The 20,786-nt window shown below is 59.7% G+C and carries 21 protein-coding genes; 8 read left to right on the top strand and 13 right to left on the bottom strand.

Annotation, left to right across the window (positions count from 1 at the left end):
- Window positions 1–29 precede the first annotated feature (29 nt).
- Together I6L35_RS11345 and I6L35_RS11340 are read right to left on the bottom strand one after the other, a co-directional pair.
- Window positions 30–512: a YMGG-like glycine zipper-containing protein gene (locus I6L35_RS11345; RefSeq protein WP_216978191.1), complete on the bottom strand. Its 483-nt coding sequence runs from the start codon at window positions 510–512 to the stop codon at window positions 30–32.
- Window positions 513–759: 247 nt separating this feature from the next.
- Window positions 760–2,295, bottom strand: coding sequence for a sensor domain-containing diguanylate cyclase (locus I6L35_RS11340; protein ID WP_216978190.1), 1,536 nt, complete (start codon window positions 2,293–2,295; stop codon window positions 760–762).
- Between the two features lie 273 nt (window positions 2,296–2,568).
- Between I6L35_RS11340 and I6L35_RS11335 the strand changes: the two genes are divergently transcribed.
- Entirely contained in the window at window positions 2,569–3,171 is a 603-nt protein-coding gene (locus I6L35_RS11335; RefSeq protein WP_216953036.1) for a nitroreductase family protein, read from the top strand.
- An 82-nt stretch (window positions 3,172–3,253) separates the two neighbouring features.
- Here the strand turns inward: I6L35_RS11335 and I6L35_RS11330 are convergent, their stop codons facing one another.
- Together I6L35_RS11330 and I6L35_RS11325 are read right to left on the bottom strand one after the other, a co-directional pair.
- Window positions 3,254–3,928, bottom strand: a complete 675-nt coding sequence (locus I6L35_RS11330) for an HAD-IA family hydrolase (RefSeq protein ID WP_216980275.1) — start codon at window positions 3,926–3,928, stop codon at window positions 3,254–3,256.
- A gap of 8 nt (window positions 3,929–3,936) precedes the next feature.
- Window positions 3,937–4,182 (bottom strand): hypothetical protein, encoded by a 246-nt coding sequence (locus I6L35_RS11325; protein WP_203975233.1) that lies wholly within the window; start codon window positions 4,180–4,182, stop codon window positions 3,937–3,939.
- Between the two features lie 115 nt (window positions 4,183–4,297).
- Between I6L35_RS11325 and I6L35_RS11320 the strand changes: the two genes are divergently transcribed.
- The gene (locus tag I6L35_RS11320) at window positions 4,298–5,206 is read left to right on the top strand and encodes a LysR family transcriptional regulator (protein ID WP_216978189.1); all 909 of its coding nucleotides are present in this window, start codon (window positions 4,298–4,300) and stop codon (window positions 5,204–5,206) included.
- Between the two features lie 88 nt (window positions 5,207–5,294).
- Here I6L35_RS11320 and I6L35_RS11315 read toward each other — a convergent pair whose 3' ends face one another.
- The 4 genes from I6L35_RS11315 to I6L35_RS11300 form a co-directional block, all read right to left on the bottom strand.
- Window positions 5,295–6,233 (bottom strand): sensor domain-containing diguanylate cyclase, encoded by a 939-nt coding sequence (locus I6L35_RS11315; protein ID WP_216978188.1) that lies wholly within the window; start codon window positions 6,231–6,233, stop codon window positions 5,295–5,297.
- Between the two features lie 198 nt (window positions 6,234–6,431).
- Entirely contained in the window at window positions 6,432–7,136 is a 705-nt protein-coding gene (locus I6L35_RS11310) for an excalibur calcium-binding domain-containing protein (protein ID WP_216978187.1), read from the bottom strand.
- 132 nt (window positions 7,137–7,268) lie between these two features.
- The gene (locus I6L35_RS11305) at window positions 7,269–7,835 is read right to left on the bottom strand and encodes a cysteine hydrolase family protein (RefSeq protein ID WP_216978186.1); all 567 of its coding nucleotides are present in this window, start codon (window positions 7,833–7,835) and stop codon (window positions 7,269–7,271) included.
- 49 nt (window positions 7,836–7,884) lie between these two features.
- Window positions 7,885–9,048, bottom strand: a complete 1,164-nt coding sequence (locus tag I6L35_RS11300) for an FAD-dependent monooxygenase (RefSeq protein WP_216978185.1) — start codon at window positions 9,046–9,048, stop codon at window positions 7,885–7,887.
- A 264-nt stretch (window positions 9,049–9,312) separates the two neighbouring features.
- Here I6L35_RS11300 and miaB point away from each other — a divergent pair, with 264 nt between their 5' ends.
- The 5 genes from miaB to lnt all read left to right on the top strand — a co-directional run bounded on the left by miaB (window position 9,313) and on the right by lnt (window position 14,992).
- Entirely contained in the window at window positions 9,313–10,746 is a 1,434-nt protein-coding gene (miaB, locus tag I6L35_RS11295) for a tRNA (N6-isopentenyl adenosine(37)-C2)-methylthiotransferase MiaB (RefSeq protein WP_005348044.1), read from the top strand.
- 53 nt (window positions 10,747–10,799) lie between these two features.
- Entirely contained in the window at window positions 10,800–11,858 is a 1,059-nt protein-coding gene (locus tag I6L35_RS11290; RefSeq protein WP_216978184.1) for a PhoH family protein, read from the top strand.
- The gene (gene ybeY, locus I6L35_RS11285) at window positions 11,855–12,319 is read left to right on the top strand and encodes an rRNA maturation RNase YbeY (RefSeq protein WP_216978183.1); all 465 of its coding nucleotides are present in this window, start codon (window positions 11,855–11,857) and stop codon (window positions 12,317–12,319) included. Before I6L35_RS11290 ends, ybeY begins: the two co-directional genes overlap by 4 nt.
- A 95-nt stretch (window positions 12,320–12,414) precedes the next feature.
- The gene (gene corC / locus I6L35_RS11280) at window positions 12,415–13,299 is read left to right on the top strand and encodes a CNNM family magnesium/cobalt transport protein CorC (protein ID WP_203118663.1); all 885 of its coding nucleotides are present in this window, start codon (window positions 12,415–12,417) and stop codon (window positions 13,297–13,299) included.
- A gap of 148 nt (window positions 13,300–13,447) precedes the next feature.
- Entirely contained in the window at window positions 13,448–14,992 is a 1,545-nt protein-coding gene (lnt, locus tag I6L35_RS11275; RefSeq protein ID WP_216978182.1) for an apolipoprotein N-acyltransferase, read from the top strand.
- A gap of 65 nt (window positions 14,993–15,057) precedes the next feature.
- Here lnt and nqrE read toward each other — a convergent pair whose 3' ends face one another.
- From nqrE to I6L35_RS11255, 4 genes are all read right to left on the bottom strand, one after another.
- A complete protein-coding gene (nqrE, locus tag I6L35_RS11270) occupies window positions 15,058–15,657 on the bottom strand; it encodes an NADH:ubiquinone reductase (Na(+)-transporting) subunit E (RefSeq protein WP_216978181.1) in 600 nt (199 codons plus the stop codon).
- A 198-nt stretch (window positions 15,658–15,855) separates the two neighbouring features.
- Entirely contained in the window at window positions 15,856–16,281 is a 426-nt protein-coding gene (locus I6L35_RS11265) for a hypothetical protein (protein WP_254204434.1), read from the bottom strand.
- 252 nt (window positions 16,282–16,533) lie between these two features.
- Window positions 16,534–18,264 carry a single-stranded-DNA-specific exonuclease RecJ gene (gene recJ / locus I6L35_RS11260; protein WP_216978180.1) on the bottom strand — a complete coding sequence of 577 codons (1,731 nt, stop codon included), beginning with the start codon at window positions 18,262–18,264 and terminating at the stop codon, window positions 16,534–16,536.
- The gene (locus I6L35_RS11255; RefSeq protein ID WP_216978179.1) at window positions 18,230–18,877 is read right to left on the bottom strand and encodes a disulfide isomerase DsbC N-terminal domain-containing protein; all 648 of its coding nucleotides are present in this window, start codon (window positions 18,875–18,877) and stop codon (window positions 18,230–18,232) included. The genes recJ and I6L35_RS11255 overlap by 35 nt, the downstream gene beginning before the upstream one ends.
- A 316-nt stretch (window positions 18,878–19,193) precedes the next feature.
- Here I6L35_RS11255 and mscL point away from each other — a divergent pair, with 316 nt between their 5' ends.
- Window positions 19,194–19,604: a large-conductance mechanosensitive channel protein MscL gene (gene mscL, locus I6L35_RS11250; protein ID WP_042054731.1), complete on the top strand. Its 411-nt coding sequence runs from the start codon at window positions 19,194–19,196 to the stop codon at window positions 19,602–19,604.
- A 72-nt stretch (window positions 19,605–19,676) separates the two neighbouring features.
- Here the strand turns inward: mscL and xerD are convergent, their stop codons facing one another.
- Window positions 19,677–20,576, bottom strand: coding sequence for a site-specific tyrosine recombinase XerD (xerD, locus tag I6L35_RS11245; protein ID WP_042061134.1), 900 nt, complete (start codon window positions 20,574–20,576; stop codon window positions 19,677–19,679).
- Window positions 20,577–20,786: the final 210 nt, after the last annotated feature.

Raw genomic sequence — 20,786 nt, 5'->3', positions numbered from 1 at the left:
TTGCATCTTTCGCACTCACTCAGCGCACATCAATCGTCGTCGTGCCATCTGTGCTTCTTATGCTTTTTGTACTTCTTGTGGTGCTTGTGATGGTGATGATCATCGTCATCATCGTAATAGCGATCCTGGCTCTTGTGGCCATCGCCGGTCTTGGCACCGATGGCCGAACCACTCGCCCCGCCGACCCCGGCGCCGATCAGCTGACCGGTATCGCCACCGACACTCTTTCCGATGGCGGCACCACCCAGCGCCCCCACCGCGCCGCCAAGGGCCGCTTCATTCTTGTTGCCCTTGTTGGCCGTCGCCGCACCACCGGCTGCGCCGCCAATGGCCGCACCTACCAGCGCACCGGTATCTCCCCCCAACTCCTTGCCGATCATGGAGCCCGCCACCCCGCCCGCCCCGCCACCAAGAATGGTGTTGAGAGTTTCCGAACCGTGGGCCGCAGTGCTGCCCAGCAATAACGCCCCCAACAGAGCCAGAGCACCGATGCCACGCGTACTCATATCCATGGATACTCCTGTCAAACCTGATTAATAATCAGCAGCACTATACAAAGAGCTATCAGGTTCGCCAGCCAACAGAAAACAGGGATGCGACAGTCGATGGCAGTACAGTCACAGCCAACACAGGAAGAGTAGAATCAACCTATTGAATTAAAACGTGAAAATTAACATTGAACCAGACAGTCACGACAAAGTGACCGATAACCTGGCAGCCGCGTCCTGTCGAATAGTCAGCGCGCTGGGACAAAAGCTGTCAGTCAAGGGCCCCTGCCACCCCTTCAGCCAGATGCCAGCAGTTCCGGCCAGCCTCCTTGCTGCGGTAGAGGGCAGCATCAGCCCGCTCGAAGATAGGGCCGGCGGCAGGAGAATGGCAGGCGCCGCCGGCACTCAGGGTGATCGGCCCATGGTGTTCACGCCACTGTTGCTGACGCACCAGTTCAAGCAGACAACCGAGTTTCTCCGCCAACTCATCCTGTGGCTGTTGCAGCAGAGCGGCAAATTCATCCCCACCTATCCGGTAAACCGTACTCACCCCCAGCACATCAGCAAGACAGTTGGCCACCCGACACAGCACCTGATCGCCGAAGGCATGGCCCTGGCTGTCGTTGATCCCCTTGAAGTGATCGACATCAAACAGCAGCAGCCAGAAGCACGCCCCCCTCTGCTCCAGTGCCGCCTTGTGCTGCTCGAAGGCTCGTCGGTTCATGATACCGGTCAGGGGATCCCGCAACAGCGCATCCTGCCCCTTGAGAAAACTGGCCCTGACCTGATCGATCTCGTTCAGGCTACGCCGCACGAACCAGGTCTTGGGCTCACTGACAGGCGCTGAACGCTCCAGATCGCGCACGATGCCGGTCAATGAGCCCGACACCAGCTCCTGCTCCTGGCGGAAGATCCGCACCAGCAGACTCAGGCTGCAACACCAGATGGCAAACAGAGAGAGCAGTGGAAAAACCACCATCTGCAACGCATCGTAGAGGCTGTCACGAAACAGTACTGGCGGCAGATAGATGTTGAGATCCCAACCAATATCCGCCAGCTCGCGCTTGATATACGTCCCATGCCACAGCACATCCAGGCCGAGCCACTGCTGATTCTGATGCTGCTTGATGGTGTTGGCCGCCAGCAGATCCATATTGCTGCCTACTACCAGCTGATCAGTGTCACGCAAGGTCAGATAGAGTGCCGCCTGATTACTACCAACCGTGCGCTGCAGCGCCTGCTGCAGCGAGTCGAATGACATGTCAACCATCAGCAGACCCAGCAACTGCCCCTGCTCATCCCTCACCCGTTTGATCAGGCTGAGAATCAGCTCCTGAGTATTGTATTCAGGGTAGGGGCCAAACCAGACGGGCTCGTCGCCCGGCATGGCGGTCACCTGATACCAGGGGCGCAGCGCTGCCTTATAACCTGGGGGCGCGAGCCACTCCGGGTAACTGTCGATGCGATCCGCTTTCAGGTTGTAAAAGTAGATATAGTGGTTGCCGGGCTTGATCTGATGGGCAATAGCCCAGATGGGAGAGTCGGCCGGCTCGCCGCGGGCTATCTTCTCCTTGTCTAGGGAGCCCTCCAGCACTGCCAGTTGCCGCTCATTGACCTTCACCATCTCGTGGATCAAGGACGCCTCAACGGAGGAAGCCATGTGACCGAAGCCGGATACCGTCATGTCGATATCCCGCAGATAGCTGGCAATGGCCATGATGATCGTCACGATCAGGATCAACAAGCCAAGCAGTGCGGAGAGGGGGGCCAGCACATAGTAACGCTTGTTGAGATACGAGCGGCTCACATGACATCCGAACAGGGGAAAACATAGCGGGATTGTGCGAGAGAAAGGAGAGTGAATCATTGATTAATATCACTTCAACGCCCCTTTAATGACATTTCCAATACTAACAAAACATCAAGGTTCGCAAACGAATATCAACTGACAGGAAAAACGCTAGTTACCCCGGGTTAACCCCGCTCTGCATTGCGGGTGTTATAGTCTATACCTGACGCGGCCGGCGCTGGACACACCGTCCATCACCGGCTGCAACGCCAAGCAGAACAAGGAGATGTTATGAGCAGTCCGTTTATCGAACAGATCAAAGCACGTCGTACCATCTATGCCCTGGGCAGCCAGGTGTCCCATACACCGGAACAACTGACGGCCCTGATCCAGGATGCCATCAGGCACAGCCCCTCCTCCTTCAATTCCCAGAGCTCCCGCGCCGTCATCCTGTTTGGCGCCCAGCACCATAAGCTGTGGGATATCGTCAAAGCCGAGCTGAAAAAGATCGTGCCGCCGGAGGCCTACGCCCAGAGTGAGGCCAAGGTGGATGGCAGCTTCCGCGCAGGTTTCGGCACTGTGCTGTTCTTCGAAGACACCGACGTCATCAAGGATCTGCAGCAAAAGTTTGCCCTCTATGCAGACAACTTCCCCATCTGGTCGGAACATGCCACCGGCATCGCCCAGTTTGCGGTCTGGACCACCCTGGCCCAGGAGAAGATCGGCGCCTCCCTGCAACACTACAACCCCCTCATCGACGAGGCGGTACGCAAGGAGTGGAACCTGCCAGCCAGCTGGCTGCTGCGTGCCCAGATGCCCTTTGGCAGCATCCAGCAACCGGCCGGCGACAAGACCTTCATCGACGATGCCACCCGTTTCCGCGTTTTCAAATAACGGCCAGATAGCAAAACGCCCCCGCAGATCGGGGGCGTTTTTATTGCGGCAGGCTGTGGCTGCAATGTGCTCTCTCCATCGCTCAAGCAGGCAACGTCACCAGCAGAGATGTCTCTCCGATCTCCACCTTCACCTCGCGCCAGTCGCGGATCACCGCCACCACCGCCGGATTGAACGGCGCATCGCCCCCCACCTGTACCACGGTGCAGCCTGCGTTCAGGGCGCTCTCGATACCGGCCGGGGCATCCTCGAACACCAGACAACCAGCGGGCGAGACACCAAGCCGTTCAGCCCCCAGCAGATAGGGCGCGGGATCGGGTTTGCCATTGACCACAGCTTCGGCCCCCACCAGCAGGTTGGGCAGCGGCAAACCGGCACAATGCAGGCGGTGACGGGCAACCCGCTCACTGGCGGAGGTCACCACCGCCCAACGCTGTGGCGGCAAGCGGCGCAGCAACTCGCCACATCCGGCGATGGCATCGCCGCCGGTATGCAGCATCTCCAGCTCGTCGAGCCGCGCCGCCTCCCGCTCCACATCCAGTTGCAAGGCCAGCGCCCGGATCACCTCCCGCGAGCGCATGCCGTGGCACATCGCCAGCACCGGCTCGGGATCGAGCTGATGGTCACGACACCAGATCCGCCATACCTGCTCCACATCGTCGGTCGAGCAGACCAGGGTGCCATCCATATCGAGCAGCAGGGCGGCGACCGCCACGGTTTTGGTGCCGCTTGTACAAACGCCCGGTTCGCGACTCATGCCGGTAGTCATGCCGATACTCCCGTAAGCTCAGGCTCAGCGCCCTGCAGCGCATCGGTAAAAGCCTGCTGCTGGGCGGCACGTTCATAACAGGCGAGCGCCTGTTCGGCGCTGCCAGCCCACACCTGCAGCGGGCCGACCACAAACCCCTGTTGCAGCAGGCTGGCAAGCAGCTCCCCCGTTTCAGGCGCAGCCAGCGGTTGGGCCAGCACCAGAGAGCCCTTGATCAAAAAGAGATAGCGTTGGGTAGACATGATATGACTCCTTGTTCCAGGTCGGAGGGGACTCGGCTCCCCTTTCAGCGCCATTAGAACAGGGCGTTTAGATAATTTATAATGAGCAAATGGCCACTTTCGATAATCAAATGGAATGAAATTCGACCTCAAACAACTGCAGGCGTTCGTGATGCTGGCCGAGACCGCCAACTACCGGGAAGCGGCCAATCGCCTCTTCATTACCCAGCCCGCCCTCACCAAGCAGATCCAGGGACTGGAGCAGACCCTCGGCAGCACCCTGTTCAATCGCGGTCGTCACGGCGCCGAACTGACCGCCGTCGGCGCCCAGCTGCTGACCCAGGCGAGTGCGCTGGTCGAACACGGGCGGGAGTTCGAGAGCCATGCGCTGGCGGTGGCGAGCGGAGTAGCCGGTCGGCTCAAGATTGGCTTTGGTCTATCGAGCTTTGCGCTGGCCCCCTCGCTGGTCGCCCGCTTCAAGCAGCAGGTGCCCGATGTGATGGTGCATCTGCAGGACATGCCTTCCGCTATCCAGCAGGAGCAACTGCTCTCCGGTCAACTCCAGCTTGGCTTTATGCGCCGCCCCGAGCTGCCGCAGTTACGCGAGCACAGGTTGCTGATCGACCGGCTGGTGCTGGCGGTGCCAACCCGGATGACCCAGCCAGATCCGGCTGCGTTTGATCTCCAGCAGGCGTTGACCAGCCAACCGCTGCTGCAGATGGTGGGCCACCGCTGCCCCGGCCTCAGCCAGCAGATCGCCGGTTTTCTCGGCGCCAACCGGCTGACCGGGATGATCCAGGAGGCCGAAGATATCCAGACCCTGGTAGCGCTGGTCGCCGCCGGGATCGGCAACGCCATCCTGCCGCGCAGCGTCAGCTTTATCGCCAGCCCTGACGTCACCCTCTATCCTCTCTCCGGCCCCAATTCCGAGTGGGAGGTCAGTCTGGTATGGAATCCCCTCTTTGCCGACCCCATCCGCGACAGTTTCGTCAAGCTGGTGATCGCCACGCACCCCACGCCGATCTCGGCCACGCCCGAGCGCTGATGGCAGCGGCTATGGGTTTGTTCAATACCCAGCCAAAACAGTGCGCCCCCGGAAGGGGGCGCATTAACAACAAAAGCTGCGGTCAGGCTCAACAGTTGGTGCAATAACTACGGTTCTTACCCGCCTCCTTGGCGCTATAGAGCGCCGCATCGGCCGCAGCCAGCAACTCCCCTTCCCCCTCCAGCGGTTGCTCTGCCGTGTAGGTGGCAATGCCAATGCTGGCGCTGAGCTGGATATTGTCCGCCACCACGATGTCGAGATCGTGGATGGCCTGGCGGATCTCCTCGCCAATCCGTTGTGCAGCCTCTCTGTTGGTATTACCGAGGATCAGAGCAAACTCGTCACCACCAAAGCGGCAGGGCAGATCGGCCGGACGCTGGCAAAAGGATTGCAACAGATGGCCCACCAGTTGGAGGGAGCCATCCCCCATCTGATGGCCAAGATGGTCATTGCACGCCTTGAAGTTATCGAGATCCAGCATAATGAGGGAGAGGGGGGTATGCTCGCGCACGCTGCGGCGCCACTCGTTGTGCAGGAAGCTGTTGAACAACCGCCGGTTGGCCAGTCCGGTCAGGGGATCATGCTGGGAGAGGTTGGCGACTTCCAGTTCAAGCCGTTTGCGCTCAGTGATATTGATATGAGCAATGGCATAAAATTCGTCATCGACGCCGATCACTGGCGCCACCCTCATCATAAACCAGCGCTGGGTATCGGGGCTGTGGCAAGGGTACTCCAGATAGAACTTCTCCTGAACACGACGCAGCACTAGGCGGATCCCCTCCACGGCGCTGCGCGCCAGCGGCTCGTCAGAGCTGTCACACACCCCGATGTAGTTAACCCCGAGCCAGTCATACCCTTGGGGCATGCCGTTTTGCTCGGCAAACAGATCCCAAGCGAGATTGGTGTAATGAATCACGCCATCCCGGTCTATCACCGATATCTGGTCTTCCAGCGAATCCAGCAGCGCAGCCAGATAATGAGCTCGCTCGGCAAAGTGACTTCGCGGCCTCTGTATATCATCCACCATGATGGCCATCCTGTGGCAAAAGTGGCGTATCGCCATCTATTAACTATTAAGTCAGCAGATAGAGTAAAGCACCCAATTTCCACTTGGCCAACTGAGACCAAATTTCATCATGCACACCATCCGGCAAGGTTTCAGGCCAATAACCCCGAACCAGATAGCAAAAGCACGTTATGAATGTATTTGACTGATAAGTAACATTTAATGCCCACACCACTGATCTTCACAGGGGATGCCATCGCCCTCTCCGTCCATTTTGGTGTTCGGGCAATGTTGCAAAAACCAAGTCGCCTCCTCGCAGGATGTCATCTGGGAACAATGCTGCCGGCCATCACACTGACGAATAAATGTGGTTGCCTGTGGCCTGCTGACCGTGGTGCTGGCCTCCTCCTGATTGAAAGAGGAGACCGGCAAGGGCGCAATCGACTCGGCCGAGAAGCGTGAGTAGATAGAAAAAAGGCCAGCGAGCACCAGCAGGGGAATAAGTTTGCCGCGCCAACTGCTCTTGCGGCGCCGATAGGGCTTACGTCGCTCTCTGGTCGCAGTGGATCGTGGCGGCTGGCTTGCCGCCCGCCATGATGGAGTTGCCGATGGTGTTGCTGACCTTGCTGCTGATGATGATGCAGAAAATGACGCGGCCGACAGCCCTGCATCAGCCAACGTGAGCGGGCGATCGGGGAAAAAAACCTGCAGCGCCCGCGGCTTGCCATCCTGACCAATGCCGATCAGATAAGTGACCCGCTCTCCCGGCTCGGGCAAGCGGCCATCAGATTGCAGCGCAGTGATATGCACAAAGAGCCCACCACGCACGCCATGAGATGCCTGCTCATCGCCATTTTGTTCCGGCGTAATAAATCCAAAGCCGCGCGCCTCGTTCCAGCTCGCGATCCGTCCCTGATAACGCATCTATTCATCCCTGTTGTTATCCATGTGAGCACTCTCTTGCCCAATCATCATGTTGCCCAAAAGCACTGCGGCCCGACAGGGAGCAGCAAATTAAATCTCAAAACGGTGATCGGGCGCAGCCTGCGGTGGGCTTCAGGCCAGCTGGGCAACCTTGATGATCTCGGCGATGCGACCCAGCATCCGCAGCGAGGAGTGGTGTTCGGTGGCATCGGCGGCGGCGCAGGCATCCTCCAGAATGGTGATGGCGTAGTCCCTGTCATGGCCATCCCGTGCCGCCGCCTGAATGGCCCAGCTGGTGCTCACCCCGCATAGATAGAGGTGATTGATGTGGTTGGCCCGCAGCGCAGGCTCCAGCGCCGTGCCATAGAAGGGGCTCACTCTGGGCTTGACCAGCACCAGATCGCCGGGCTGCACATCCAGCTCCGGGTGAAAATCGGTGCCACTGTCAGCCAGGGAGAGCGCCCCCAGCTGGTTAGCTCGACCAAACATGGGAGACCCCTTGGGTTGCAGCTGATAGCCGTCGTCGAAGCCCACCTTGATCAGCACCACCAGCCAACCGTGGGCACGGGCATGGGCCAGCGCCTGATTGGCGTGGCCAATGGCATCCTGCTCCAGCACATGGGCCGCCGAGGCGGCGATGCGCCCGTCGGGATGGGCAATATCGTTGATAAAATCGATCACCAGCAGTGCCTTGTTCATCACCTTTGCTCCTTCGCAAATTCAGCCCGTGATATCTGGTTCCAACCGGTCAAACCAGCCCCAGCGCATAGCGTAGCGCCATCTCCTTGAGCGGGCCTGCCTTGTCCGCCAGATTGAGGACCAGATTGCGGGCCAGCTTGAGAGGGCCAATCTCGTTGCTGAAAACCCCATAGAAGAGATCCATCCCCGACTGCATCAACAGGTTGTCGGGACGACGGCGCCGCTCGTAACGCTCGGCCAGCGCCAGCTGATGCCAGTCAGCGCCAGCCCCTTGCAGCAGATCGACCCAGCAGGCTACATCCTTGAAGCCGAGGTTGACCCCCTGCCCCGCCAGCGGGTTGATGGTGTGGGCGGCATCGCCGAGCAGCACCACCCGACCGGCGTGATAGTCGTTGGCGTGACGGCGCACCAGCGGGAAGCTCCCCTTGCCGGTGACGGTAAACCCGCCGAGCCGGCTCGGGAAGTGGCGGCGCACCTCGGCGGCAAGCCCTTCGTTGCTCATGGCAACCAGCGCCCGGATACGGGCCGGGCAGTCATACCACACCAGAGAGCCGTGCTGGCCGGGCAGCGGCAGGAAGGCACGCGGACCACTCGGGGTGAACTGCTGCCAGGTGATATCTTCCTGCGCGAAGTCGGTGTCGATATTGATCAGCATGCAGTGCTGGCGATACTCGAAGCGCGATACGCCAATACCCGCCAGCTTGCGGGTATGGGATTCGGCACCGTCGCAAGCCAGCACCCAGCGGGCGGCCAGCTCGGTGCCATCATCCAGAGTCAACACAGCTTCATCCGCATCCTGGCGCAGGCTGGTCACCACCGCCGGAGTGTGGGTCTGGATGGTGGGAAAATCCTCCATCCGCTTGAGCAGGGCGAGCTGCACCAGCCGGTTTTCGATGATGTAGCCAAGCTGGGGCAGGCCAAGATCGGCGGAATTGAAGCGGGTGGCAAAACCGTCCAGCTCCCAGGTCTCCAGCCGGCGATAGGGGCAGAGCCGCATCTGCTGCAGATGTTGCCAGGCTCCAGCCTGCTCCAGCAGCGCCACCGAAGCCTGACTGATGGCGGAAACCCGCAGATCCAGCGGCTGCTCTGGCGCGTATTGCTCTGGCAGTTTGGTTTCGATGACCCGCACAGAGAGGCCTTGGGCCGCCAGCAGGCTGGCGGTAGCTGCGCCCACCATACCGGCGCCGACGATGGCGATATCACACTGTTCCATAGATTGATTCCTGAAAGGGTGCGTCCGGCGACAGCGCCCGGACGTGAACCGGATGGCTGCATGATAGCGCAAGGGAACGGGATAAACAGTGAAGGGATTTGAGAATTGCTGCGTCAAATCAAGGAGAAAGCCGATTTTCCCCGCATGCAATCACCCCTCTGGGAAAAGGGGGCAAATTGGATATTCGCTAGGCAGTCTCACGATTGCGGAGTAAAATGCGCGGTCCTTTGACCATGCCGCATTCAAAACAAGTCAAGAGAAGCAATGAGCAAAAAACTTCACATTAAAACCTGGGGTTGCCAGATGAACGAGTACGACTCGTCCAAAATGGCCGACCTGTTGGATGCCAGCAATGGCTACACGCTTACCGAAGAGCCCGAAGAGGCAGACGTTTTGCTGCTCAATACCTGCTCCATCCGCGAAAAAGCGCAGGAGAAGGTGTTTCACCAGCTGGGTCGCTGGAAAAAGCTCAAGGCAAACAAACCCGGTCTGGTGATCGGCGTGGGCGGCTGCGTCGCCTCCCAGGAGGGGGACAACATCCGCACTCGTGCCCCCTATGTGGACATCGTGTTCGGCCCGCAAACCCTGCATCGCCTGCCCACCATGATCAAGCAGGTACAGGAAGGGCGCGGCGCCCAGGTTGACGTCGCCTTCCCCGAGATCGAAAAATTCGACAGCCTGCCCGAGCCGCGCGCCGAAGGGGCGACCGCCTTCGTGTCCATCATGGAAGGCTGTTCCAAATACTGCTCCTTCTGCGTGGTGCCCTACACCCGCGGCGAGGAGGTAAGCCGACCGCTGGACGACGTGCTCTATGAGATCGCCCAGCTAGCCCAACAGGGCGTACGCGAAGTAAACCTGCTCGGCCAGAACGTCAACGCCTACCGGGGCTCGACCTTCGACGGTGGCATCTGCACCTTCGCCGAGCTTCTGCGGCTGGTGGCCGCCATCGACGGCATCGATCGCATTCGCTACACCACCAGTCACCCCATCGAGTTCACCGACGACATCATCGAGGTCTACAAGGACACCCCGGAAGTGGTCAGCTTCCTTCACCTGCCGGTGCAGAGCGGCTCCGACCGCATTCTTACCATGATGAAGCGCCCGCACACCGTGCTGGAGTACAAGTCCAAGATCCGTCGCCTGCGCGCCGCCCGTCCCGACATCACCATCAGTTCGGACTTCATCGTCGGCTTCCCGAACGAGACGGATGAGGATTTCGAGGCAACCATGAAACTCATCGAAGAGATCAACTTCGACATGAGCTTCAGCTTCATCTATAGCCCACGCCCCGGAACCCCTGCCGCCGACCTGCCCGATGACGTCGACATGGAGGTGAAGAAAGCCCGTCTGAGCCGCCTGCAGCACGTCATCAACAACCAGGCGATGCAGATTGGCCGCGCTATGCTGGGCACTACCCAGCGTATTCTGGTGGAAGGGCCCTCCAAGCTCGACCCGATGCAGTTGTGCGGCCGCACCGAGAACAACCGGGTGGTCAACTTCGAAGGTCCGCACACCCTGATCGGCGGCTTTGCCGACGTGGAGATCACCGAAGTACGTCCCAACTCCCTGCGCGGCAAATTCATCCGCGGCGAGAACGAGATGAACCTGCGCATCGCCACCGCCCCGAGCGAGATCCTGGCCCGTCGCCCAGACAATGTGCCGGACGAGCTGGGTGTAGCTGCCTTCACTCCCCATTAATTTTCCCTCCCTATCCGCTTGGCGGATGGGGAGCGCCCCGATACGAGGATATTGTGAGCCGACACATCTCGACCCTGAATCTGCATCTGGATCCTGCCGACAACCAGCGTCTCGCCAGTCTGTGCGGTCCGTTCGATGACAACATCAAGCAGCTGGAGCGCCGCCTCGGCGTCGAGATCAGCTACCGTGACAACCACTTCCAGCTGGTGGGCAAACCAGCCCAACTGGATGCCGCTGCCGTTATCCTCAAGCACCTCTATGTGGAAACCCAGCCCCTCAAAGGCGGCAAGGTGACCGACATCACCCCCGACATGGTCCATCTGGCCATTCAGGAGTCTCGGGTGCTGGAACAGGATGAGGAACCGGCGCCGAGCATCCCCTATGGCAAAGAGGTGACAGTCAAGACCAAGCGCGGTCTCATCAAGCCACGCAGCCCCAATCAGGCCCAGTACATCGCCAACATCGTGCGCCACGATATCTGTTTCGGCATAGGCCCTGCAGGAACAGGCAAGACCTATCTGGCGGTGGCGGCGGCAGTGGATGCACTGGAGCGTCAGGAAATTCGCCGCATTCTGCTGACCCGTCCAGCGGTGGAAGCGGGCGAGAAGCTTGGTTTCCTGCCCGGCGATCTCTCCCAAAAGGTCGACCCTTACCTGCGCCCGCTATACGACGCCCTGTTTGAAATGCTGGGCTTTGAGCGGGTCGAGAAACTGATGGAGCGCAACATCATCGAAGTGGCACCGCTCGCCTATATGCGCGGAAGAACCCTCAATGACGCCTTTATCATTCTCGATGAGGCCCAGAACACCACCACCGAGCAGATGAAGATGTTCCTCACCCGCATCGGCTTCAACTCCAAGGCGGTGGTCACCGGTGACATCACCCAGGTAGACCTGCCGCGCAATGCCAAATCCGGCCTGCGCCATGCGCTGGAAGTACTGCCAGGGGTCGATGGTCTGTCGTTCAACTTCTTCGAGTCCAAAGACGTGGTTCGCCACCCGGTGGTGGCCCGTATCGTGCAGGCTTACGAGGCATTCGATGCCAAACAGGCAGCGGAAAAAGCAGCCCCCATTTTTGGGAAAGAGAGCATCGGCAAAGAGAGCGAGCAATGAGCGTAACCCTGGATCTGCAACTGGCCAGTGCCAGCACCGAAGGCCTGCCAAGCGAGGCCCAGCTGCAAGGCTGGCTCGACGGCACCATTCTCGGCTTCCAGCAAGAGGCTGAAGTGACGGTGCGCATCGTCGACGAGGCGGAGAGCAACGAGCTCAACCTCACCTATCGCGGCAAGGACAAGCCCACCAACGTGCTCTCCTTCCCGTTCGAGGCGCCACCCGGTCTGGAGCTGCCGCTGCTGGGCGATCTGGTGATCTGCCGTCAGGTGGTGGAGCGTGAGGCCCAAGAGCAGGGCAAGCCCGTCATGGCCCACTGGGCCCACATGGTTGTGCACGGCAGTCTGCATCTGCTAGGTTATGACCATATCGAGGATGAGGAAGCCGAAGAGATGGAAGCGCTTGAGCGCGACATCATGCAGGAGCTCGGTTTTGCCGATCCCTATCTGAACGACGAAGAGTAAAACGCCGGATGGTCATCGACTTGAAACAGCAGATGGCCATCCTTATATAACCCGAACAATTTCAAGTGTGTTTAAGCGAGTAACCAAGAGAGAAAATGACCGACGATCACCCTAGTACCGGCTCGCCGAAGAAAACCTGGCTCGACAAACTCAGCCAACTCTTCCAGGGCGAGCCAAAAGACCGCAACGATTTGGTAGACGTGATAGCCGATGCCGAGGAGCGCGACCTCATCGATCAGGACACCAAGGACATGATCGAGGGGGTACTGGAGATCGCCGATCTTCGCGTGCGAGACATCATGATCCCCCGCTCCCAGATGGTGACCATCGAGAAGTCCCAACCGGTGGATGCGATTCTGCCGGTGATCATCGAGTCCGGTCACTCCCGCTTCCCGGTGATCAACGAAGACAAGGATCATGTGGAGGGCATTCTGCTCGCCAAGGATCTGCTTCCCTTCGGGTTTGGCGGCCATCACGCCAGCGAGCCGCTGCAGCTCGAGAAAATCTTGCGCCCCACGGTGATCGTGCCCGAGAGCAAACGGGTTGACCGTCTGCTCAAGGAGTTCCGTGAAGAGCGCTACCACATGGCCATCGTGGTCGACGAATTTGGTGGCGTCTCCGGTCTGGTGACCATTGAAGACATTCTCGAGCTTATCGTCGGCGAGATAGATGACGAATTCGATGACATCGAGGATGAGCCGGACGAGATCCGCCGCATCAGCAAACGGGTCTTCTCGGTCAGTGCCCTTACCGAGATCGAGGATTTCAACGACTTCTTCGGCACCCAGTTCAGCGATGAAGAGGTGGATACTGTGGGTGGTCTGGTGATGCACGCCTTCAGTCATCTGCCCAAAAAGGGCGAGGAGATTGAGCTGGATGGCTACCTGTTCAAGGTGATGCATGCCGACCGGCGTCGTCTGCAGCAGTTGCAGGTGAAGATCCCCGAGCACCACGCGGCGGCGCAATCCGAGCCGCAATAAGCAGATCCGCTCAATGTGTGAAACAACGCCCCAACCTCGGGGCGTTGTGCTCTCTGCCACCGGCATCGAGGCTCGCCGTTGTCCCGCTTACAGGTTAAGATACCGGCCATTCGACCCCAGTTGCACACCAAGACGAGCACCATCGCCCGTGAGATTATCCCCTGTTACTTCCAAAATTCTGTTAAGCCTCAGTGCATTGGCCTCTGGCGCCATCGCCGTGCTGGCCTTCTCCCCCTTCGGCTACTGGCCGCTGGTGCTCCCCTCCCTGCTTGGCCTCTACGCCCTGCTGGACAAAGCCACGCCAAAGCAGGCCGCCTGGCGCGGTTTTGGCTATGCCATGGGGCTCTTTTTACCAGGCCTGTGGTGGATCCACGTCAGCATGACCGAATTTGGCGGCATCCCGCTGCCGGTCGCTTTTATACTGCTGGCCGGTCTATCCGCCTATCTGGCGCTCTACCCGACGCTCACCTGCTGGGTTTTCGCCCGCTTCTTTGGCAGCCGTCACTGGAGCCGCTGGCTGCTCGCCTTTCCGGCACTCTGGCTGCTGGCGGACTGGCTGCGTGGCTGGGTGATGACAGGCTTCCCCTGGCTCTGGTTTGGCTACAGCCAGATCGACAGCCCGCTCAGGGGCTTTGCTCCCATTTTCGGGGTGCAGGGCATCACCCTCGCCCTGTTGCTCTCTGCCTCCGCCATCTGGCTGGTGTGGAAATCCCGCTCCCCGCTCTGGCTGGCAGTGCCCGCTCTGCTGGTAGCCGGTGCCCACGGTCTGATGCAGCTCAGCTGGGTCACCCGTGGCGAGCCGGTCAAGGTGGCGCTGGTTCAGGGCAATATCGCCCAGTCCCTCAAGTGGGATCCGGAGGCGCTAGTGCCGACGGTGCGCAAATATCAGGATCTCAGCCGCGAGAATCAGGATGCCGATATCATCATCTGGCCGGAGTCGGCCATCCCGGCCATCGAGAAGGAGATGGGGCCCTATCTGGAGAATCTGGACAAGGCGATGAAGGTGAACAACACCGGTCTGCTGGCGGGGATCATTCACTATGATTTCGAGCAAAGACGATTCTTCAATACCGTACTCGGCATGGGGGTGCAGGATGCGGATGGCAAGGAGTCCTACTTCTACGGGCACCCCAACCGTTACAACAAGTACCACCTGCTGCCCATCGGCGAGTTCGTGCCGTTTGAAGATCTGCTGCGCCCCATCGCCCCCTTCTTCAACCTGCCGATGTCCTCTTTCAGCCGGGGTGACGAAGTGCAGCCGAATCTGATCGCCAAGGGGCTCAAGTTCGCCGCCGCCATCTGCTACGAGATCATCTTCCCGGAGGAGGTGCGCCGCAACGTCAATGCCGATACCGATTTCCTGCTGACCGTCTCCAACGATGCCTGGTTTGGCACCAGCATAGGCCCCTGGCAACATATGGAGATCGCCCGGATGCGCGCACTGGAGCTGGCTCGTCCGCTGCTGCGCGACACCAACACCGGCATCACTATCGTGACCGAGATCGATGGCAGCATCATCGGCCAGATCCCGCAGTTTGAAGCGGGCGTGCTGCGCAGCGAAGTGCGTCCCGCCCACGGCGAGACCCCCTACATGCGCTTTGGCAGCTGGCCCCTCTACGGCCTGACCGTGCTGCTGCTGGGTCTGGCGCTGGCGCTGCGCCCCAAGGCACACCCCTGGGCCCGCGAGCTGTAACGACCACCCGCAATCTCCGATAAACAGCGAGGCGCCCACAGGCGCCTCGTTTTTTCATCTCCTCATCAGATCGATATGCCGGAGAAGGACATAAAGCCAAGGGACATCAGCCCCACCACGATAAAAGTGATACCAATGCCCCGCAGCCCCTCGGGCACATCGGCGTATTTTAGCTTCTGGCGCAAACCGGCCATGGCGACAATGGCCAGCAGCCAACCAAGCCCGGAGCCTGCGCTGTAGACCAGCGACTCGACAAAATCGTAATCCCGCTGCGCCATAAACATCACCCCGCCGAAGATGGCACAGTGCACCGTCAACAACGGCAGATAGATACCGAGCGCCTGATAGAGGCTTGGGAAGTACTTGTCGAGCAGCATCTCCATCACCTGCACCAACGCCGCCAACACCCCGATGTAGATGATGTAATCGAGAAATCCCAGATCGAATTCCCCGAAAAAGGTACTGCCTGCCCGCAAGATATGGCGGTAAATCAAGTTGTTGAGGGGAATGGCGATAACCATCACCACCAGGATCGTCATGCCAAGGCCAAAGGCGGTGTTGATGTTCTTCGAGACGGCCAGAAAGGTACACATCCCCAGAAAGAAGGCCAGGGCGAGGTTTTCGACAAAGATTGAGTGAATAAACAGGTTGAGGTAGTAGTCCATAGGTGTGCTCACCAGGTGTTTGCGCAAAGAGAAAGTCTGCCTCTGGCCAATGGCCAGCAGCATGGACGAAACAACAGAAAGCGCGGACGCAGCACCGGACGATAGAGCGCAGGCAGCAGGTGTCAGCCTGCCCGTCAGTCAATCAGGAGCGTTACAAACCGAGTGAAAAGGTGGATGGGCGCCCGCCAGCAGGGTGGGCTAGTCGCCGTGACAGAAACGATATTGCAGGTGGCGACAGCGCAGCAGCCGTCGGTGCAAATAACCGAAGTAGACGGGGAGCTGCCTGACATAGAGAAGAGGGAGAACCAGTAGCAGACCGCAGAGCAAGCCGAGGATATCGTGCTGGAACCAGGCCAGCACCATCTGATAGCGCTCGGAATGAGTGGCCCCTTCGAGTCGCCGCCCCGGCTCGAAGCCGAGTCGCCACTGGGAGGCAGGAGGAAGGCCGACACTGTTGACCAATCCCGGATCGGATTGCTCATGCAACTGCATCGAGACCTTCTGCCTGACCGACGCCTGATGAGGTGTTGCAGTGACCCCTACCGCAGCGAAAGCGGCAAACCACAGCAGGCTGGCGATAGCGAGGGCAATCGTCCAGGTCGACAGTCGACCAGAAGGCAGCAAAGAGTCAGTCCCGTTCAAACAACAAAATGATGCAGGGATGAATGTATCACAACACCTCTTTTTCTTGAATGTTTAACCGCATTGAATGACGTAAAGCGATACAAAAAAACCATATCACTCAGAAAGCCAGCAATTAAATACCAACATAACAAAGCGGTAGAGTCCCCCTGGCCCACAGTAAAACGGCCACCCGAGGGTGGCCGTTGTCAGCGATGTCAGCGATGTCAGCGACAAAGCAGCAATGCTCCCGGCTCAGAGACCGGCTGCCTCCAGATGTTCCACCAGCAGCTGCACGCTGCGGTTGCCGCGCCACTCGTTGACATCGAGCCGGTAGACAAGCCGCACCCGCTTCACCGAGGCATCGGGCCAGCGCTTGAGATCGACGCCGAAGGCGATGGCATCCACCGCGTGACCAGAATCGGTTGTCAGCATCATCTTGAGGTGCTTCTCCCCCACCAGCCGCTGCTGCACCAGCACGAATTCGCCGTCAAACAGCGGCTCGGGGAAGGCCTGACCCCAGGGGCCGGAGGCGCGAATCAGCTCTGCCAGCTCGAGAGTGAGCTCGTCCGGCAGCAGCTCGCCATCGGTGAGCAGCACCCCGGTCAAGAGCTCCGGTGTCACCAGCTCGCTGATGACTGCCTCAAAGGCCCGACCGAACGCCTCGATGTTGGCCTTGGGCAGGGTCAGCCCCGCCGCCATGGCGTGGCCGCCAAACTTGCCCATCAGCCCCGGATGGCGGGTATCGAGCAGTTCCAGTGCATCGCGCAGGTGCACGCCGGGGATGGAGCGGCCGGAGCCCTTGAGCTCGGTCTCGCTGCTCTCGGCAAAGGCAATGACCGGGCGGTAGTACTTCTCCTTCACCTTGGAGGCCACCAGCCCCACCACCCCCTGATGCCACTCGTTGCGGTGCAGCACTATGCCCGACGGCACCTCGCCATCGCGAAACCGGATCTGCTCCAGAGTGGCGAGGGCCTCCTGTTGCATCCCCTGCTCGATCTCCTTGCGCTCCTGATTGAGGCTGTCCATCTCGGCCGCAAGCTGGCGCGCCAAATTGAGATCATCGCAGAGCAGACAGGCAACCCCGAGGGACATATCATCGAGACGGCCCACCGCGTTGAGGCGCGGCCCCAGCGCAAAGCCGAGGTCGGCGGCGGTGAGGCGGCGACCATCGCGGCCCGACACATCCACCAGCGCCTGAATGCCGGGGCGACAGCGCCCGGCCCGGATCCGCTGCAAGCCCTGATGGACCAGAATACGGTTGTTGCCATCGAGCGCCACCACATCGGCGACCGTGCCTAGGGCCACCAGATCGAGGTAATCCGCCACATTGGGGGCGCGCAACCCTTGCCGTTCGTACCAGCCGAGCTGACGCAGATGGGTGTTGAGGGCCGCCATCAGATAGAAGGCCACCCCCACCCCGGCCAGCGACTTGGAGGGGAAATCGCAACCATGCTGGTTCGGGTTGACGATGGCATCGGCGTCAGGCAGCTCCTGACCCGGTAAATGGTGATCGGTAACCAGTACCTGCATGCCCGCCGCCTTGGCTGCCGCCACCCCGGCGATGCTGGAGATGCCGTTATCCACCGTGATAAGAAACTCGGCGCCACGGGCCACCGCCAGCTCGACAATTTCGGGGGTAAGGCCGTAGCCAAACTCGAAGCGGTTGGGCACCAGAAAATCGATGTGGCGACCGCCCATGGCGCGCAGGGCCAGCACACACAGGGCCGAACTGGTGGCACCATCGCAGTCGAAGTCGCCGACAATCAGGATCCGTTTCTGGGCAGTCAGAGCCTCCGCCAGCAGCGGCACCGCCTGCTCCATGCCATAGAGGCGCTGGGGCGGCAACAGCTGGCTGGCGCTGCGCTCCAGCAGGGCGGGATCCTCTACGCCACGGCTGGCGAAGATTTGGCGGAGCAGGGGATGCAGGGTGGCAGGCAGATGGGAATCATCAACTCGCGGACGACGACGGATTTGCAGGGACATCAATATGATCCAGTATCTTGAGCAGCTGTTCGGGGCTCTGATACCCGCGCACCAGATCCCCGTCGGAGGAGACCCAGGCCGGCAGTACCTTGACCCCCAACCATTGGCTCAGGCCAATATTTTGGATAAGGGTCTCACTACATGCCGTTTGAGGCAAATAGGCTTTGAAGGGATCATTCTGTAGCAGGGGATCCTGGCACCAGTGGGAAGCCTGTCCTGCATGTTCAATCACGGGGTAGAGCTCGACACTGACCCCGGACGCCTGCAGATGTTGCAGCGTGCCGGACAGCTGGCGACGAGCGGCATCCTGCTCACCGAAAAAGAGCGCAACCCGATGACGCTCATTACTGGCCTGGAGCACGACCGGTGTATGGGTCACCTGGGACAAGCCCAGTCGACGCTGCTCGCGCATGCCCGAGATGGTGAGGTTCTTCATGTTATGAGTCATATCCAGCATGACCCCCTGCACCACATAGTTCCCCTTGGCATCGCTGTAGAGCACCCCTTGTGAAGTGCCCAGCATATAGAGCCCGGGAATGGGGGTCTGTTCCACCAGATAAACAGAGACCCCTAACCGGGCGGTAATGGTCTGTTTCAAGGTTTGGGTATCCATCCCCGCTCTGGCAGCAAATGTGCACAAAAGCATCATTCCCAGTAGTAAATACTTCACTTGTTTACTCACGCGGTATGAATGAATCGACCCAGCAAACTACAGCAGCACAGCTCATCATTCAACCAGCTACTTATCAAAAAATTAATATCACTTTGTACCAAAAAAATGGTTCCCCCCGATTGCCAAGGACTCATAACGCCCGCAAGCTAGTCAGGACGACAGGAATAACGCAGCTTAGCCTCTGTTTTTCCTGACAAGAGTTCGCCCTTTGGCCAGGGTAGTCAACGCGCTATCTTGTTTAATTTCGGAGGAAATAATGAGTCTGATTCAAGAGTTCAAAGCCTTTGCCGCCCGCGGCAACGTCATCGACATGGCCGTCGGTATCATCATCGGTGCCGCCTTCGGCAAAATTGTCTCCTCTTTTGTCGGTGACGTGATCATGCCGCCCATCGGCCTGATCCTGGGCGGCGTGGACTTCAGCGACCTGGCGGTCACCCTGAAGGCTGCAGAAGGGACAACACCCGCCGTGGTCATCGCCTATGGCAAGTTCATCCAGACCATCATCGACTTTCTGATCATATCTTTCGCCATCTTCATGGGACTGAAGGCCATCAACACCCTCAAGAAAAAGCAGGAAGAGGAAGCCGCCGCCCCGGCAGGCCCGACCAAGGATCAGGAGCTGCTGACCGAGATCCGTGATCTGCTGAAATCCCAGCAAGGGAAATAAGCGCCATCTCCTGTCGTGTAGAGATAAAAAAACCGCCTGCTGGCGGTTTTTTGTTTTTGGGAGGCCAGCCACTCAAGCTCTGGGGTGGTGCTCCCCGTGCAGCGCCTTGAGTCGCTCGTTGGCCACATGGGTGTAGATCTGGGTGGTGGAGAGATCCGCGTGACCCAGTAGCATCTGCACAACCCGCAGGTCGGCGCCGTGGTTGAGCAGATGGGTGGCAAAGGCGTGGCGCAAGGTATGGGGGGATAGCTCGCCGTTAATCCCGGCCCGCTGCGCGTAAAGCTTGATGCGGTGCCAGAAGGTCTGGCGGGTCATCATACGGGCCTGCTTGGAGGGAAACACCACATCTGAGCTGGTGCCCCCCAGCAGCAGGGTGCGGGCCTCGCGGTAGTAACGCTCCAGCCAGTGCATCGCCTCCTCGCCCATCGGCACCAGCCGCTCCTTATTGCCCTTGCCGACCACCCGCACCAAACCCTGACGCAAACTGACATGCTCGGCAGTGAGCCCCACCAGCTCGGAAACCCGCAAGCCGGTAGCGTAGAGCAGTTCCAGCATTGCCTTGTCCCGCAACTCCAGCGGGTCATCCACCAGCGGCGCACTCAGCAACGCATCCACCTCCGTTTCGCTTAAATCGGAGGGGAGTTTTTTCGGCAGCTTGGGCCCCTCCAGCAGCACGGTCGGATCATCGCTGCGCAGCTTCTCACGGTTGAGATACTGATAGAAACGGCGCAAGGCCGAGAGAAAACGGGCGGTGCTGCTGGCCGCAAACTGGTGATCGACCCGCCAGGCGAGGTAGTGCTGGATCTCGTCCATCCCCGCCAGCAGCAGCGAGCTCCCCTGCTCGTCGAGCCAGAGGGAGAACTTCTCCAGATCGCTGCGATAGGAGCTGACCGTGTTGTCAGACAATCCCCGCTCCAGCCAGAGGGCGTCGAGGAAGGGTTCAATCAGGGGATGTGGGTCGGGCTTGCTCATAGTGCGCTGCAATCAGGGGAAAGATGGCCCATTGTAACGCGCCAACTCCTTAGAAAGACAAGGCACTTTCATTGGAAAGATAAGGCTCGTTTGCCACGACCCTTGCCGGGCGGTGAAGGTCGAATGGCAATCTGCTAGACTGGCGCCCTCCCCTTACGTTACCCATCGTGTTGCCAACATGGCGCAGCCCACACGAGCATGCGAGAACGC

Origin of the sequence: Aeromonas sp. FDAARGOS 1405 (assembly GCF_019048265.1) — a bacterium.
Classification (GTDB): domain Bacteria; phylum Pseudomonadota; class Gammaproteobacteria; order Enterobacterales; family Aeromonadaceae; genus Aeromonas; species Aeromonas veronii_A.
Note: the sequence above shows the minus strand (reverse complement) of the source record. Positions and strands in the feature narration are given on the sequence as shown.

What these genes read in the sequence shown, in the direction of transcription:
- I6L35_RS11345 (WP_216978191.1), bottom strand. Translation starts at nt 512, where the DNA reads ATGGATATGAGTACGCGTGGCATCGGTGCTCTGGCTCTGTTGGGGGCG.
- I6L35_RS11335 (WP_216953036.1), top strand. Translation starts at nt 2,569, where the DNA reads ATGAGCAGTCCGTTTATCGAACAGATCAAAGCACGTCGTACCATCTAT.
- I6L35_RS11330 (WP_216980275.1), bottom strand. Translation starts at nt 3,928, where the DNA reads ATGAGTCGCGAACCGGGCGTTTGTACAAGCGGCACCAAAACCGTGGCG.
- I6L35_RS11325 (WP_203975233.1), bottom strand. Translation starts at nt 4,182, where the DNA reads ATGTCTACCCAACGCTATCTCTTTTTGATCAAGGGCTCTCTGGTGCTG.
- I6L35_RS11320 (WP_216978189.1), top strand. Translation starts at nt 4,298, where the DNA reads ATGAAATTCGACCTCAAACAACTGCAGGCGTTCGTGATGCTGGCCGAG.
- I6L35_RS11315 (WP_216978188.1), bottom strand. Translation starts at nt 6,233, where the DNA reads ATGGTGGATGATATACAGAGGCCGCGAAGTCACTTTGCCGAGCGAGCT.
- I6L35_RS11310 (WP_216978187.1), bottom strand. Translation starts at nt 7,136, where the DNA reads ATGCGTTATCAGGGACGGATCGCGAGCTGGAACGAGGCGCGCGGCTTT.
- I6L35_RS11305 (WP_216978186.1), bottom strand. Translation starts at nt 7,835, where the DNA reads ATGAACAAGGCACTGCTGGTGATCGATTTTATCAACGATATTGCCCAT.
- I6L35_RS11300 (WP_216978185.1), bottom strand. Translation starts at nt 9,048, where the DNA reads ATGGAACAGTGTGATATCGCCATCGTCGGCGCCGGTATGGTGGGCGCA.
- miaB (WP_005348044.1), top strand. Translation starts at nt 9,313, where the DNA reads ATGAGCAAAAAACTTCACATTAAAACCTGGGGTTGCCAGATGAACGAG.
- ybeY (WP_216978183.1), top strand. Translation starts at nt 11,855, where the DNA reads ATGAGCGTAACCCTGGATCTGCAACTGGCCAGTGCCAGCACCGAAGGC.
- corC (WP_203118663.1), top strand. Translation starts at nt 12,415, where the DNA reads ATGACCGACGATCACCCTAGTACCGGCTCGCCGAAGAAAACCTGGCTC.
- nqrE (WP_216978181.1), bottom strand. Translation starts at nt 15,657, where the DNA reads ATGGACTACTACCTCAACCTGTTTATTCACTCAATCTTTGTCGAAAAC.
- recJ (WP_216978180.1), bottom strand. Translation starts at nt 18,264, where the DNA reads ATGTCCCTGCAAATCCGTCGTCGTCCGCGAGTTGATGATTCCCATCTG.
- I6L35_RS11255 (WP_216978179.1), bottom strand. Translation starts at nt 18,877, where the DNA reads ATGGATACCCAAACCTTGAAACAGACCATTACCGCCCGGTTAGGGGTC.
- mscL (WP_042054731.1), top strand. Translation starts at nt 19,194, where the DNA reads ATGAGTCTGATTCAAGAGTTCAAAGCCTTTGCCGCCCGCGGCAACGTC.
- xerD (WP_042061134.1), bottom strand. Translation starts at nt 20,576, where the DNA reads ATGAGCAAGCCCGACCCACATCCCCTGATTGAACCCTTCCTCGACGCC.